The sequence below is a fragment of the Corynebacterium sp. HMSC071B10 genome (assembly GCF_001814825.1).
Taxonomy (GTDB): domain Bacteria; phylum Actinomycetota; class Actinomycetes; order Mycobacteriales; family Mycobacteriaceae; genus Corynebacterium.
The window spans coordinates 16,713-30,423 of the sequence record NZ_KV818028.1; the positions used below are offsets into that span (position 1 = coordinate 16,713).

Here is a 13,711-nt window from a genome sequence, read left to right on the forward strand (position 1 = left end):
ACGCTTCGGTATGCTCTTGCCTATGCGTTTTGGACGAATTGCAACACCTGAAGGGATGACGTTCGCCGTCATCGACGAAGCGGGGGAGGTAGCCAAGGCAATCGCCGGCACCCCGTACACCGAACCCGAATACACCGGAAAAGAGTACAAGCTGGAGGACGTGCGCCTGCTCGCGCCGACGCTGCCCAGCAAGATCGTGGCGGTGGGCCGCAACTACGCGGACCACGTCGCCGAGGTGTTCAAGGAGTCGGCAGAGCACCTGCCGCCGACCATCTTTATCAAGCCGCCGACAGCGGTCGTCGGGCCGGGCGCGCCGATTCGTATCCCGGACTTCGCCACCGGCGTGGAGTTCGAGGGCGAGCTCGCCGTCGTCATCGGCGTGCCCTGCAAGAACGTCAAGGCTAAGGACTGGAAGTCGGTGGTCCGCGGAGTGACCATCATCAACGACGTGTCCTCCCGCGACCTGCAGTTTTCCGACGGCCAGTGGGCGCGCGCCAAGGGCATTGACACCTTCGCCCCGCTCGGGCCCTGGATCGAGACGGACCTGGATAAGTTCGACTTCTCCGACCTGCCGATCAAGGCACACCTCACCCACGACGGGAAAACCGAGACGAAGCAGGACTCCAACTCCAAGCAGATGATCATGAACATCGGCGAGATGATCGAATGGGTCACCCAGTCCTTCACCCTGCTGCCGGGCGACGTGATGGCCACCGGCTCCCCGGCCGGTACCGCTGAGATGGTGCCGGGTGACTTCATTGAGGTTGAGATCCCGGGCATCGGCAGCCTGGGCAATCCGGTCGCTCGGGCCTAAACCGGCCCGAGTATCAAAGACCAAGCGCGCGCATGATGGTGCGCAGCTTGGCGCTGGTCTCGTCCAGCTCCGCCTGGGGGTCGGAGCCGAGGACGAGGCCGCCGCCCGCCCAGGTGCGGGCGCTTGTGCCGGAGGCATCGACCTCGGCGCAGCGGATCGCCACCATGTACTCGCCGTCGCCGTTGTTTTCGGTGTAGCCGACCGCGCCAGCGTAGAAGCCGCGGTCGGTTTCCGCGGTGGTGATCAGCGCCTCGGCGGCCTCGGGCGGCGTGCCGCAGACGGCCGGGGTGGGGTAGAGCCGCAGCGCGAGGTCGAGCGCGGTGGGCGCGGGGTCCTTGAGCTCGCCGCGGATGGGGGTGGCCAGGTGCCACATCTCGCTGGTCTTTTCAATCTGGGGGCGCTCCGGAATTTCCAGGCGGGTGCACAGCGGGGCGAGGATGCCGCGGATGTGCTCGACGACGTAGGCGTGCTCGTCGAGATCCTTCGCCGAGTTGTAGAGCGCTTTGGCTGCGGCCTCGTCGGCTTCGCGGTCGTGCGGGATGCGCGCGGCAGAACCCGCCAGCGGGTGCGAAGCAACCTCCATGCCGCGCCGCTTGACCAGCACCTCAGGTGAGGAGCCGACGAAGAAGTTGCCGGGGCGGCCGGCTGGGGTCAGATCGGCGATGAAGCCGTCGCGGGTGAAGGAGAGGTCGATAAGCCGCGCCGCGACGAGGCGCGGGTCAACTGGCGGATCGAAGGCGATGTCCACCGCGCGGGCGAGGACCACCTTGTCCAGTTTGGAGGCCTCGATCGTGCCGAGCGCTGCCTCGATTCTGCGAAGGTGCTCCTGGGGAGCGGGGTCGTAACTGGTCACGGAAGCGGAGAGGCGTGAGCCGGGTCCGACGCGGTAGTACGGGTGCGGCTCGAGCGTGCCGGATTCGCGCACGATGGTTTCCGGCACCGTGAGCGCGGCGGGGCAGTCCTGGTCGAAGGGGAGTGCGCCGACGACCATGTCGACTTCGCCGGCCTCGATTGCGTCGATGGCGGCGAAGGCATCGGAAAACTGGCGCACCGAGCCCTGTGTGCGGACGGAGCCGTGGGCGCGGGACAGGAGGAAGTCCGGGGCGCTTGCGGGGCGTCCGTGATCAGGGGTGGGCGAGTTGTGCGCGGGGGTCTGCGACATAAGGGGAGACTTTAGCAACCGCGAAATATGCAGCAACTATGGGGCAGTTCCATGCGAACTGGCAGAAACTTACAAGGGGAGTAATGTGACAGAAGTGAAAATTGTGAAAACGCTTGCGGGTGGCCTTGGCGCCCTTTTGCTGGCTACTCAGGCCACCCCGGCTGCTGCTCAGGATCTGTCTTCTACCATCGACGGACACGTCAACGCCGCGGTGGAGAACGTGAACAACGCCGTCGCCGACGCCACCCGCAACGCGAATGCGGAATGGAACAAGTTCGTCCGCATGGCCAACGAGTCTCTGCCGCCCGGGTCCTCGCTGCCGCACAACCCGGCCCCCGTGCCGGCGCCGAAGGTGCCGGGTGCCCGTGGGTGGGCACCGCAGGCGAAGGCCCCGGTCGCCCCGGGTCGCAATGGAGAGATCGTCGGTGCGGGCCGCAGCTACCTCGTGTGGGTGCCTGCCAACTACAACCCGGCACGCCCCACGCCGGTGATGGTGGGCTACTCGGCCTACCAGGACTCCACCGAGAACTTCCGTAACTACTCGCGGCTGCGCGAGTCCGCGGTGGGGCAGAACGCCATCATCGTCTACCCGCGCGCCATTGGAGCGTCGTGGGAGGGCTCACCGACAGCGGTAACCCGCCCGGGCCAGGACATCCGCTTTGTCCGCGCCATGATTGACGACGTCCAGCGCTACTACAACATCGACCGCCGCCGCATCTACGCCACCGGGATGTCCACCGGCGGCGGGATGGCTGCGGTCTCCGCCTGCCATATGGCCGACCTCTTCGCGGGTGTGGCGGGTGTCTCCGGCGCGTACTACGCACCGGTGAACCGTGGCTGCCAACCCATCCCCGTTGCCTTTCTGGCCGTCCACGGCACCGGCGACACGCTCACGCCGTACCACGGCACGATCCGTCGTGGGGAGCGCGTCCTGCCCGTGCCGGCGATGTTCGCATCCTACGAGCGTCGTAACCGCTGCGCCGGCGGCGTGGATCGCGCCTCGGTCGGGCCGAACGCCACCCGCGTGTCCGCGCGCGGCTGCGCCAAGGGCGTGCAGGTGATCCAGGTGCACGGCTCGAACCACTACTGGTGGTACTCGCCGTCCGCTGCTGATGAGCTGTGGTGGTTCCTTTCGCGGCACGCGAAGTAGGGGTGCGGTGGGCGTCGAAAAGCGACTGCCCGCACGTAGGGGCTACTATTTACCCCATGACTGAATCTGCAATGCGCGTACGTTTTTGCCCATCGCCCACTGGCACCCCGCACGTCGGAATGGTGCGCACCGCCCTGTTTAACTGGGCGCAGGCGCGGCACAGCGGCGGCACGTTTGTCTTCCGTATCGAGGACACGGACGCCGCCCGCGACTCCGAGGAGTCCTACCGGGCCATCATCGAGTCGCTCGAGTGGCTCGGTCTGACCTGGGACGAGGGGATCAACATCGGCGGCCCGCACGAGCCGTACCGCCAGTCGCAGCGCATGGACATCTACAAAGAGGTCCTGGACAAGCTGATCGAGGCCGGCGAGGTCTACCCCGCGTACTCCACCAACGAGGAAGTGCAGGAGCGCCACAAGGCCGCTGGGCGCGACCCGCAGCTGGGCTACGACAACTTCGACCGCGACCTGACCCAGGAGCAGATCGACGCCTTTGAGGCCGAGGGCCGCAAGCCCGTGTGGCGCCTGCGCATGCCGGACCAGGACTGGACCTGGAACGACCTGGTGCGCGGCGAGGTCACCTTTAAGTCCGAGACCCAGCCGGATTTCGTCGTCGCCCGCTCCAACGGTGCACCGCTGTACACCCTGGTCAACCCGGTCGATGACGCGCTGATGGGTATTACCCACGTCCTGCGCGGCGAGGACCTGCTGTCGTCCACCCCACGCCAGATTGCGCTGTACGCGGCGCTGCAGCGCATCGGCGTCACCGACTTCACGCCCGAGTTCGCGCACCTGCCGTTCGTGATGGGGCAGGGCAACAAGAAGCTGTCCAAGCGCGACCCGGAGTCCAACCTGTTCAACCACCGCGATGCGGGCATCATCCCGGAGGGCATGATCAACTACCTCGCGCTTTTGGGCTGGTCGCTGTCCGCGGACCAGGACATCTTCTCTGTCGACGAGTTTGTCAAGGCCTTCGACGTTTCAAACGTGCTGGGCAACCCCGCGCGTTTCGACCAGAAGAAGCTCGAGGCCATCAACGCCGACCACATCCGCCTGCTCGAGCCGGAGGACTTCCGCGATCGCCTGCGCGCCTACCTGACCGAGTACACCGATTTCCCGGCCGACTACCCGGCGGAGAAGTTCGCGCTGGCCGCCGAGCTGGTGCAGACCCGCATCAAGATGCTTGGCGACGCCTACGGACTCCTCAAGTTCCTCGTCACCCCAGACGCCGAGCTGGAGCTCAACGAGAAGGCCGCGCGTAAGAACCTCAAGGAGGACGCGGTCGCCGCGCTCGACGAGGGCATCGCCGCCCTCGAGGCCATCGACGAGTCCGCCTGGGCCACCGACGCCATCGACGCCGCACTCAACGAGGCGCTCATCCAGAAGCTCGAACTGAAGCCGCGCAAGGCCTTCGGCGCGCTGCGCGTCGGCGTGTCCGGCGAGCAGGTCTCCCCGCCGCTGTTCGAGTCCATGGAGCTGCTGGGCAAGGAGTCCACGCTGACGCGCCTGCGTGCCGCCCGCGCAGTCACGCCTTACGCAGCGGAGTAGGAGCGCTTTTCGCTTGCTTTCCGACGCCCGCGTGCCCACCCAGCACGCGGGCGTCGTCGTATTTGAGCACACTTACAACGGCGTTATTTTAACGCCTAAAAAGCGGCGATACGCAGGCGATTTGGTATGTATTGTACCTTCTGGTTATAGTAATCATCGTTGTTCAGAGCGAGCAAGGAAAAACTTCACAAAGAGTTTACTCCGGTAAGCACTGAAAAACGATGGCCTATGGTGTAATTGGCAACACAACGGTTTCTGGTACCGTCATTCTTGGTTCGAGTCCAGGTAGGCCAGCAACAGAACTTCATGAAAGTTGTTCTGTGTCCTAATGCCCCGTTCGTCTAGTGGCCTAGGACGTCGCCCTCTCACGGCGGTAACACGGGTTCAAATCCCGTACGGGGTACAAATCACCGAGGCGGTCAGCTGAAAAGCTGGCCGTCTCGGTTTTTCTTGTGTTGGGGGTTGGGGTGTGCGCTGTTTTGTGGCGTTTGGTGGCGGGGCGTTCTTTGCGGCGTGGGTCCAAATGGAGCTAGCTCCGTTTAGGACGGCGTTGCTATGCGGACGTTCCTATCCCGGAGAGCCCGTCCGGGCTGATTCTCTAGAACCAACTGGACACACATCGCTTGTTCCCAATTGACAAATCTGGGTAATGAAGCGTGCTCATTTTGGGTAATTAAGTGTGTACATTTTGGGTAATAGAATGTGTACAATCTGGGTAACATACCATTCTACCTGGCGTTACTCCGCGATATCGTGCTACGGTTTGTGCATGGATGAAGCCACAGATTCAACGAAGTATGTGAGGAGGGAGATAGATACCCTCCTTGACGAGGTCATGCCGTACTTTCCTGCGATTGCGCTTGAAGGGGCAAAAGGCGTGGGGAAGACCCAAACGGCGTTGCAGCGTGCTGAGCATGTGCTGCAGTTGGATTCCCCGGGGATGAGTGACCTGGTTGCGGCTGACCCTTCGATCGTGCACTCGCGGCAGGGCAATGTGCTCATCGATGAATGGCAGAAATACCCACCGGTATGGGATATCGTCCGTCGGGCGGTGGACGCGGGGGCGCCAGCCGGGTCGTTTCTTCTGACAGGAAGTGCGTACCCGCCACATGGGGCCGGAATCCATTCTGGGGCTGGAAGGATCGATGAAGTTCGGATGCGCCCCTTCGCAATGCAGGAGCGTTCGTTGGCACGTACCAAGGTGCGTATCGCGGAAATCTTTCATGGCACGCAAAGCAACGTTGAAGCGGAAGAGGTTGCCGTCGGTGTGGCGGATTATGCCGAGGAGATTTGTCGCTCGGGGTTTCCTGGCATTATGGAGTTGCCGCCGCGGTTGCGGACGATGCGCCTGACTTCCTACGTCGAGCGTCTTGCAACGCACGAGTTCGAAGAACTGGGGCAGCGTGTTCGTGACCCGCAGGCGGTGATCCGTTGGCTCTCCGCCTATGCTGTAGGCTCTTCGCGGACAGACAGTTATCAGTCGATCCTGGATCGCGCGACGCCCGGCGAGGCTGACAAGCCCACGAGGAAAACGACGCAGGGCTATCGTCGACTCTTGGAGCAGTTGATGATCCTCGAGCCGCTTCCCGCATGGGAACCATTGCAGGCTGGTTTTCCTCCGCTGATCCGTTCGCCTAAGCACCACCTGTGTGATCCAGGCCTGGCCGCAACACTGCTCGGTGCGACGCCGACTTCTCTGATCTCGGGGGATCCAGCGCAAAGCGAGTTGTTTGCCCAGCTTTTCGAGTCTTTCGTGCTCTTGAGCGCTCGCGTCGCGGCAGAGACCTTTGGTGCGAAAACGTGGCACTTGCGTGCGCGGAGGGGCGAGCGTGAAGTGGACATCCTCGTCGAGGACATGGAGAAGCGGATACTCGGGATCGAGGTAAAGGTATCTCCGGAGGTCCGTGACGATGACGTGGCGCACCTGCATTGGCTGCGTGAGCAGTTGGGGCCGAAGTGGGCTGGCGGCATGGTGGTGCATGCCGGTAGCCACCTGTACCGCCGTGCTGACGGAATCTGGGTCGTCCCCTTGGCTGCGTTGGGTTAGTGGCACTGCTTTCGCCCTGCAAAGCGCCCATGCCTTTGCTACGGTCAGGATCGATAAAAATCGGCCCACCAAGAGGAGAATTGCCATGCGCTCGAAAAAGACCCTAACCGCACTGCTTGCTACTGGTTCCGCGACCGCACTGCTAGCTGGATGCGCAGAGCCTGCTGAGGATACGGCTTCGAGCGCAGAGAATTCGCCTGCAGCGGAGGGCGAAGTCACGCTCACGGTCTACACCTCAGAACCAGAGGAAAAGGTTGATGAGATTAACCAGGCTTTTGAGGAGGCCAACCCGGACGTCAAGGTAGAGGTCTACCGCGCCGGCACCGGCGACCTGACTGCCCGCCTTGAAGCGGAGAAGGCGGCAGGCAGCATCGAGGCAGATATTTTCTGGGCCGCCGATGCGCCGACTTTCGAAACGTACAAGGAAGCCGGGGACTTGGCCGAGCTTAGCGACGTCGACACCTCTCAGGTGATTGATGCAGCGCAGGGTGCGGACAACATGTACGTGGGCACGCGCATCATCCCCACCGTGATTGCCTACAACACCGAGGTGTACGACCAGGACAACGCGCCGGCGTCGTGGCAGGCGCTCACTGATCCTGAATACCAGGGCAAGCTCGTCATGCCGGACCCGTCGGTCTCGGGCGCGGCCGCGTACAACGCCACCGTGTGGAAGGGCAACGAGCAGCTTGGCGAGGAGTGGATTACCAAGCTGGGCGAGAACCAGCCGATGATTGCCAAGTCCAACGGGCCTACCTCGCAGGAGATTGCGGGCGGTGGCCACCCGGTTGGCATCGTGGTGGACTACCTGGTGCGTGACCTCGCCGATGCGGGCTCACCGATCAATACTGCGTACCCGGAGGAGGGCGCGCCCTTTATCACCGAGCCGATCGCGGTGTTTAAGGATTCAGATGTGAAGGACGCGGCACAGCGCTACATCAACTTCATCCTGTCGGAGGAGGGGCAAAAGATTGCAGTCGAGCAGAATTACCTGCCGGTGATTGAGTCTGTGGGCACGCCTGGCGATGCACCGAGCTTGCAGGAGATTCCGCTGATGGAGGCGGACCTGGCCTCCTTGACCGAAGATCGTGAGGAAGCAGTGGCGTTCTTCCAGAACGCAGTGAAGTAACTCGCTGCAGGATTAGAACACATGTAGGAGTACTGTGCCCGAAACAGTTGAACGGCGCGTAAGCGGTGTGCGTCTTGTACGTCTCGGGGTGTGGCTCATCGTCGCTGCGCTTTTTGTTGCGCCGCTGGCGCTTGTAGTTTCACTCGCTCTTGGTGGCAATCAGTTCCCCCTGCTCTTGCAGCAGGGGTTGGGTGAAGCGGCGGCGAATTCTGTGGTGACCACGTTGGCGTCGTCAGCTTTTGCTGTTGTCCTTGGCGGGGTGATTGCGCTGCTGCTGGAGCGAACTGACGTCTTTGGCAAGAATGTATTGCGTATCCTGCTGCTTTCACCGCTGCTCATTCCTCCGTTTGTTGGCGCTATTTCTTGGCTGCAGCTTTTTGGCAACAATCAGGGGCTCAACGCGGTGTTTGGTCGCGAGATCTGGAACATCTATGGTGCCGACGGGGTCATCTTTTTGATGACGCTGCATTCGTATCCTGTTGTCTACGTCATCGTCGCCGCCGCGCTGCGCTCCATCCCGGCGGATCTGGAGCTCGCTGCGCGAATTAGCGGTGCGGGCAGCGCGCGTATCTTGCGTACGGTGACGCTGCCGCTACTGGGACCTGCCTTTCTGAGCGCTTTCACGCTGACCGCAGTGTCGAACCTGGCAGATTTTGGGATCCCCTCGATTCTCGGCTCACCAGTGCGCTTTGAAACGCTGGCAACCATGGTCTATCGCATGATGGAATCCGGCATCGTGGCAAACCCGCTGCAGGTGGTCTCCACCATTGGCACGATTCTTTTGGTACTCGGTATCGCCGCAGTAGTCGCGGATCACGTGGTGTCCTCCCGTGGGGTTCACGCGACCGACGCGGGGGAGTCGATGCCACTACCGCTTGGGGCCTCGCGCACAGTGGTCTCTGCGGTTTCATGGGTGATTGCGCTCGCACTTACCATTGGGCCGATCCTTGGCTTGACCTACCGTGCGCTCTTGCCTGCCCCCGGCGTGCCTTTCACACTGCAGAACATTTCCCTGTCTAACTTCCAATCCACGCTGCAGAACCCGCGGGTGGTGGAGGGGTTCACGAACTCTGTCATACTCGCGTGCGGCGCGGCGCTGCTGTGCGGTGCGTTGGGGTGGGTAGTGGGGCTATTGGTCACCCGTACCCGCGCGCGGACCAACACCGCGCTGACGCTGATCGTGCTGTTGCCCACATCATTGCCTGGGCTGATTATCGGCGTCGGCTGGGTGATCTACGGCCGTTACACGGATCTGTACAACACACGTTGGGTGATCCTGCTCGCGTACGTCTGCGCGTTTACCGCCCTTGTGCTCCAGGCGGTGCGTGCCCCGCTCGCGTCGATGCCGGCAGCCGCGGAGGAGGCGGCGCGAATCTCTGGTGCAGGCCGGCTTCGCGCTTTGCTGGACACCACGGGGCGCATGGCGGTTCCGGCGGTGGTCTCTGGTGCGGTGCTCGTCGCAGTCACGGCGGTGCGGGAGTTAACCGTCTCGATCTTGCTCATCGCTCCTGGCACCACAACTCTCGGCGTGCAGTTGTTTAATCTGCAACAGTCCGGCAACTACAACCAGGCCTCGGCACTGGCGCTCATGTTCGCCGTCATCGGCATTGCCGCCCTCGCATTAACCATCCGCAACCCTGAACGGAGCAAATCGTGAGTGAAATTCAGCTCAGCGAATTGAGCGTGGTCTTTCCCGACGGCACGGTGGGCCTCGACTCACTAAGCGTTACCGTCCGCGGCGGAGAATTCCTCGCCCTCGTTGGACCTTCTGGCTCGGGCAAGACAACCTTGCTGCGCACACTGGCGGGATTTATCCAACCCACCTCGGGCAGCCTGACCATTGCCGGGCGCGATGTTTCTGCCGTACCTCCGGAGCATCGCCACATGGGCATGGTGTTTCAGCAGCATGCCGTATGGCCGCACATGTCTGTCGCCGCCAATGTCGCCTACCCGTTGAAGCAAGCCAAAGTGCCCAGCGCAGAGAGAAAAGCGCGCGTCGAGGAAGTACTCGAGCTCGTTGGGCTCGCTGGCTACGGACCGCGCAAGCCTGCGTCGCTTTCCGGCGGTCAGCGGCAGCGCGTTGCGCTCGCGCGGGCTATCGTTGCACGCCCGAGTGTGCTGCTTCTCGACGAAGCACTTTCCGCCCTCGACGAGCCTCTCAGAGACGGGCTGCGCCGTGAGCTCGTCGCACTAACTCGCACGCATCACCTGACCACGGTGCACGTCACCCACGACCGGAAGGAGGCGCTCGCCATCGCCGACCGCATTGCCGTCCTGCGCAACGGCGTAATCGAGCAGATCGCGACCCCGCCAGAGCTGCTCGCCCGCCCGGCCTCCGCGTGGGTTGCATCTTTTCTGAGCGACGCCACGGTCTTGCCGGGCCGTATCCGAGCGGGAAAAGTGGTCGTAGAGAAGCTGGGAAGCTGGGCCTACGAGGGAGATGCGCAAGACGGTGCGAGTGTAGACGTCGCCGTGCAACCGTCCATGGTGCACCTCGATGAAGCACCCGGGTCTGGGAGCACTACGGCGACGATGTCTGTGGCTTCCGCGCTATTCGAGCACAACGGCTACTCGGTGTCACTGCGCGCGGGGGAGCATACATTCAGAGCGTTCGTTGCAGGGAATGCCCGCCCCGACATCGACACCGAAGTCACCGTGCGGATTGACACCCCGCTTGTTTTCGCCTCCGAGCAGTAAGGACAACCCATGGAAACCCCCGCACAGCGCGGCAGCGCCGCCGAAGTTTTCGCAGCGTTTCTCAAACTCGGCTGCACCTCCTTCGGCGGCCCGGTCGCGCACCTGGGTTTCTTCCGTGAGGAGTTCGTCACCCGCCGCAAGTGGCTCAGCGACGCTGAGTACGCTGACCTCGTCGCCCTGTGTCAGTTCCTCCCCGGCCCGGCGTCCAGCCAGGTCGGCATGGCGCTCGGGCTGCGCCGGGCGGGCATGTTGGGGTTGGTCGCGGCGTGGGTGGCGTTTACGGCACCGTCGGCAATCGCCCTGGTCTGCTTCGCGCTCGGCGTGAGCAGACTCGGGAACGTCGCGGACGCAGGCTGGCTCATCGGCATGAAAGCCGCGGCGGTTGCCGTGGTGGCGCACGCGCTGATCGGGATGGCAACGTCACTGGTTACCAACAGGTGGCGCGCGCTCATCGCGGTTGCGGCGATGGTGCTGGTGCTGCTCGTGCCGAGCCCGCTGATCCAAGTCGCCGCGATTCTCGTCGGCGCGGCGGCCGGCTACGCCCTTCTGCGCGACACCGCACCCGCGAGCGCAGTCACGTCGGGGCCCACGCTGACCAAGAGCGCGGGCATCACGAGCCTGGGCATCTTCGTAGGTCTGTTGCTCGTGCTGCCGATTATCGCTCGCGGCAGCGACGTGGGGCTTATGCTTATCGACGGCTTCTACCGCGCCGGTGCCCTCGTCTTCGGCGGCGGACACGTTGTCCTGCCGCTGCTCGAGCAAGTCGTGGTGCCGACGGGACTGGTCAGCGCCGACGTCTTCCTCGCCGGCTACGGCGCGGCCCAGGCGGTGCCCGGCCCGCTGTTTACGTTCGCGTCCTTCCTCGGTGCGAGCGCTACTGGCATCCACTGGGCGCTGGGAGCGGTGCTCGCCACCGTTGCGATCTTTCTGCCCGCGGCTCTGCTCGTCGTTGGTGCAATGCCGTTCTGGGACGCGCTTCGCGCGCACCCGGCGAGCCGGAGCGTGCTGGCTGGTGCCAACGCGGCGGTCGTAGGCATCCTCGCTGCCGCGCTGTACACGCCAGTCTTCACCGCCGGTATCGCAGGCCCGGCGACGATGGCGCTCGCGGCCGCGGCTTTCGTCGCGCTGTGCTCGTGGAAGGTACCTGCTTGGGCAGTGGTCATCGCTGCGGCGGCAGTGGGCTTCGTCGCGCTGTAGGCCACCCCATACCAGTGTGACGGGCCGCACGTTCTATCGTGCGCTGTTGCGTTTCGGTGGGGTAGAACCAGTAGCCGATTTGTGCCAGGGTCTTCCGTGCTGGTGTGTTCCCGCCTAGGGTGAGACGTAGCAGGTCAGACGCCCTCCCCGCACAATAGAACGCAAGGGGAGCAGAGCCGAAGACACGCTGGAAGTGAGCGTCGACAGGAAGGAGACCGGATGACAGCAAGTGATACTGAGCATCACGACGGTGCTTCCGGCGCGGGCGATACGCCATATGCGGCATAGCCATAATCCGACTTCTAAATCGCTAGGGATGCGAGAAGCGGAGCTTCCGGCAGATCGGCTCGCGAAAGGGGCTGCACCACCAGCAATAGGCTGGACGCGACGTAAGAAAGGCGCACTTTAAGAGGGTGCGCCTTTTAGTGTGTAGAAGACATTGAAAAATGCGCGCTACGCTGGCGATTTGTGTGTTTAATGGAACACCCTCTATTGTTGACGAAGTCGCAAGGAACGCGAACGCGCCCCGTTCGTCTAGTGGCCTAGGACGTCGCCCTCTCACGGCGGTAACACGGGTTCAAATCCCGTACGGGGTACCACGCTATGTGGCCAGCATCAGCAAAGATGCTGGCCACTTTTGCTTTATCCGGTCACCACCACTTCGCCTCGGCGCTATCAAACGGCAGGTTCCACCGGCAATGATGCTCAAATCAATTGTTCGCACTCCAGAAAAGTGTGTTAAGATGAAGACACAGTGACCCGGCAAGGCTAATCTGAAGCAGATGGTTTCAGAACTCCTAAAATCGCCGGGTTTTAAAATATCATGAACACGTACAGTAAAATAGTGGGCAATAATCTGTTTGATGAAAGTGCCCAAATTCAGCATTTAAGGGGTTTGGGACTTGGGGGTAGCACACAAGAATTCGAGCAGGCCCTTACTCTAATAGAGTTTCATAGATTCGCGACCTTTGCGGTTGAACTCTTTGACAGCAATACGGATAAATTCTATCCAGGAATGGTTGTGGAGGATGTTCTTTTTGCGCATGAGTTTGATCGACAGCTAAGAAAACACATTTTTTCGCTAATACAGATTTTTGAGGTTTGGTTTCGGAAGCAACTGATTGATCTAAATACTCTTCAATCAGAGCAAATTTCTATTGAACAGAGTCATGAAAACTTTGATTTTTCGTACCTGTACAAGGAGGATTTCAATCCAACTATCTCGAATCGAGAAATTCATCGAAGAGATCTAAACTTCATGAGTAACGAGTTCATCCGCAAATTTTCGACTGAAGAGCAACAGTTTTTTACAGATTCCAGCACTGGGCTGTGTCTGCCTCCAGTTTCGCTGGCTTTTGAGCGGATGACTTTCAAATCTCTTGAAAAGTGGTTTAAGAATACGAAAACCAAATATCGTAAGGATATTGCAAACCGCATTTCTCTTCCTGAACCTATTTTTTCAAGTCTTGTAGGTGCGTTTTGCGATTGGCGAAACAATGTAGCTCATCATTCAAAGTGTTGGGTTGGTTATTCACGCGCGATCAAGAAATATGCGAAAAAAGACGCACCTGAAATCCTACGACCTTTTGTTCACGAGATGAGTAATTCCTCGGCGGGGTACTTCATCAGCCTCGTCGTTTATGTGGTGCGTCATCTGGATATTCAAGATCCAAGTCTTACTGCTATGCGTGACTACTTAATGAAAGCTCCGATAGAGTTTCTTGAGGACATGGAGTTCTCCGAGAATTTCTTTGAATCCCCCCTTTGGAATTTTGAGATAACAAAGAACTAAAAGAGTGGTATCGAATGCTGGTATCTGTAAACTTTCATCCATAATCACTGCGTAAGCTTTGTTGTGGTGCAAGCTCTGAAATTCTATGGTGCAGAGGTATTAGCAGGTCAGGGGTTCAGGCTGGTGAGGGAGTTTCGTGAAACCGCCCACGCTATGTGGCCAGCATCAGCAAAGAT

Annotated in this window: 10 protein-coding genes and 3 tRNA genes; 12 read left to right on the forward strand and 1 reads right to left on the reverse strand. The window is 61.2% G+C overall.

Annotated elements, in window-relative coordinates; genetic code table 11:
- Positions 1–22: 22 nt before the first annotated feature.
- Positions 23–814: a fumarylacetoacetate hydrolase family protein gene (locus tag HMPREF2990_RS11945; protein WP_083317185.1), complete on the forward strand. Its 792-nt coding sequence runs from the start codon at positions 23–25 to the stop codon at positions 812–814.
- 13 nt (positions 815–827) lie between these two features.
- Here HMPREF2990_RS11945 and HMPREF2990_RS11950 read toward each other — a convergent pair whose 3' ends face one another.
- Positions 828–1,976, reverse strand: coding sequence for an isochorismate synthase (locus HMPREF2990_RS11950; RefSeq protein WP_070764833.1), 1,149 nt, complete (start codon positions 1,974–1,976; stop codon positions 828–830).
- An 85-nt stretch (positions 1,977–2,061) separates the two neighbouring features.
- Between HMPREF2990_RS11950 and HMPREF2990_RS11955 the strand changes: the two genes are divergently transcribed.
- From HMPREF2990_RS11955 to HMPREF2990_RS12565, 11 genes are all read left to right on the forward strand, one after another.
- The gene (locus HMPREF2990_RS11955) at positions 2,062–3,126 is read left to right on the forward strand and encodes a CE1 family esterase (protein ID WP_070764834.1); all 1,065 of its coding nucleotides are present in this window, start codon (positions 2,062–2,064) and stop codon (positions 3,124–3,126) included.
- 56 nt (positions 3,127–3,182) lie between these two features.
- Positions 3,183–4,673: a glutamate--tRNA ligase gene (gltX, locus tag HMPREF2990_RS11960; RefSeq protein WP_083317186.1), complete on the forward strand. Its 1,491-nt coding sequence runs from the start codon at positions 3,183–3,185 to the stop codon at positions 4,671–4,673.
- 222 nt (positions 4,674–4,895) lie between these two features.
- Positions 4,896–4,967: transfer RNA gene (locus HMPREF2990_RS11965), tRNA-Gln, on the forward strand.
- A gap of 36 nt (positions 4,968–5,003) precedes the next feature.
- Positions 5,004–5,076 (forward strand) — tRNA-Glu (locus HMPREF2990_RS11970).
- Between the two features lie 366 nt (positions 5,077–5,442).
- Complete coding sequence (locus HMPREF2990_RS11975) at positions 5,443–6,720, forward strand: ATP-binding protein (RefSeq protein ID WP_070764836.1); 1,278 nt, start codon at positions 5,443–5,445, stop codon at positions 6,718–6,720.
- 85 nt (positions 6,721–6,805) lie between these two features.
- A complete protein-coding gene (locus HMPREF2990_RS11980) occupies positions 6,806–7,849 on the forward strand; it encodes an ABC transporter substrate-binding protein (protein ID WP_070764837.1) in 1,044 nt (347 codons plus the stop codon).
- Positions 7,850–7,883: 34 nt separating this feature from the next.
- On the forward strand, positions 7,884–9,506 hold the full coding sequence (locus tag HMPREF2990_RS11985) for an ABC transporter permease (RefSeq protein WP_070764838.1): 1,623 nt from the start codon (positions 7,884–7,886) through the stop codon (positions 9,504–9,506).
- Positions 9,503–10,546 carry an ABC transporter ATP-binding protein gene (locus HMPREF2990_RS11990; protein ID WP_070764839.1) on the forward strand — a complete coding sequence of 348 codons (1,044 nt, stop codon included), beginning with the start codon at positions 9,503–9,505 and terminating at the stop codon, positions 10,544–10,546. The genes HMPREF2990_RS11985 and HMPREF2990_RS11990 overlap by 4 nt, the downstream gene beginning before the upstream one ends.
- 9 nt (positions 10,547–10,555) lie before the next feature.
- Entirely contained in the window at positions 10,556–11,743 is a 1,188-nt protein-coding gene (gene chrA / locus HMPREF2990_RS11995) for a chromate efflux transporter (RefSeq protein ID WP_070764840.1), read from the forward strand.
- A 523-nt stretch (positions 11,744–12,266) separates the two neighbouring features.
- Positions 12,267–12,342, forward strand: a tRNA-Glu gene (locus HMPREF2990_RS12000).
- A gap of 245 nt (positions 12,343–12,587) precedes the next feature.
- Positions 12,588–13,535 carry an Abi family protein gene (locus HMPREF2990_RS12565; RefSeq protein WP_168167149.1) on the forward strand — a complete coding sequence of 316 codons (948 nt, stop codon included), beginning with the start codon at positions 12,588–12,590 and terminating at the stop codon, positions 13,533–13,535.
- Positions 13,536–13,711 lie beyond the last annotated feature (176 nt).

Bases quoted from the DNA above. Each gene is read 5' to 3' on its own strand.
- HMPREF2990_RS11980 (WP_070764837.1), top strand. From the start codon at position 6,806: ATGCGCTCGAAAAAGACCCTAACCGCACTGCTTGCTACTGGTTCCGCG.
- chrA (WP_070764840.1), top strand. From the start codon at position 10,556: ATGGAAACCCCCGCACAGCGCGGCAGCGCCGCCGAAGTTTTCGCAGCG.
- HMPREF2990_RS11975 (WP_070764836.1), top strand. From the start codon at position 5,443: ATGGATGAAGCCACAGATTCAACGAAGTATGTGAGGAGGGAGATAGAT.
- gltX (WP_083317186.1), top strand. From the start codon at position 3,183: ATGACTGAATCTGCAATGCGCGTACGTTTTTGCCCATCGCCCACTGGC.
- HMPREF2990_RS11945 (WP_083317185.1), top strand. From the start codon at position 23: ATGCGTTTTGGACGAATTGCAACACCTGAAGGGATGACGTTCGCCGTC.
- HMPREF2990_RS11950 (WP_070764833.1), bottom strand. From the start codon at position 1,976: ATGTCGCAGACCCCCGCGCACAACTCGCCCACCCCTGATCACGGACGC.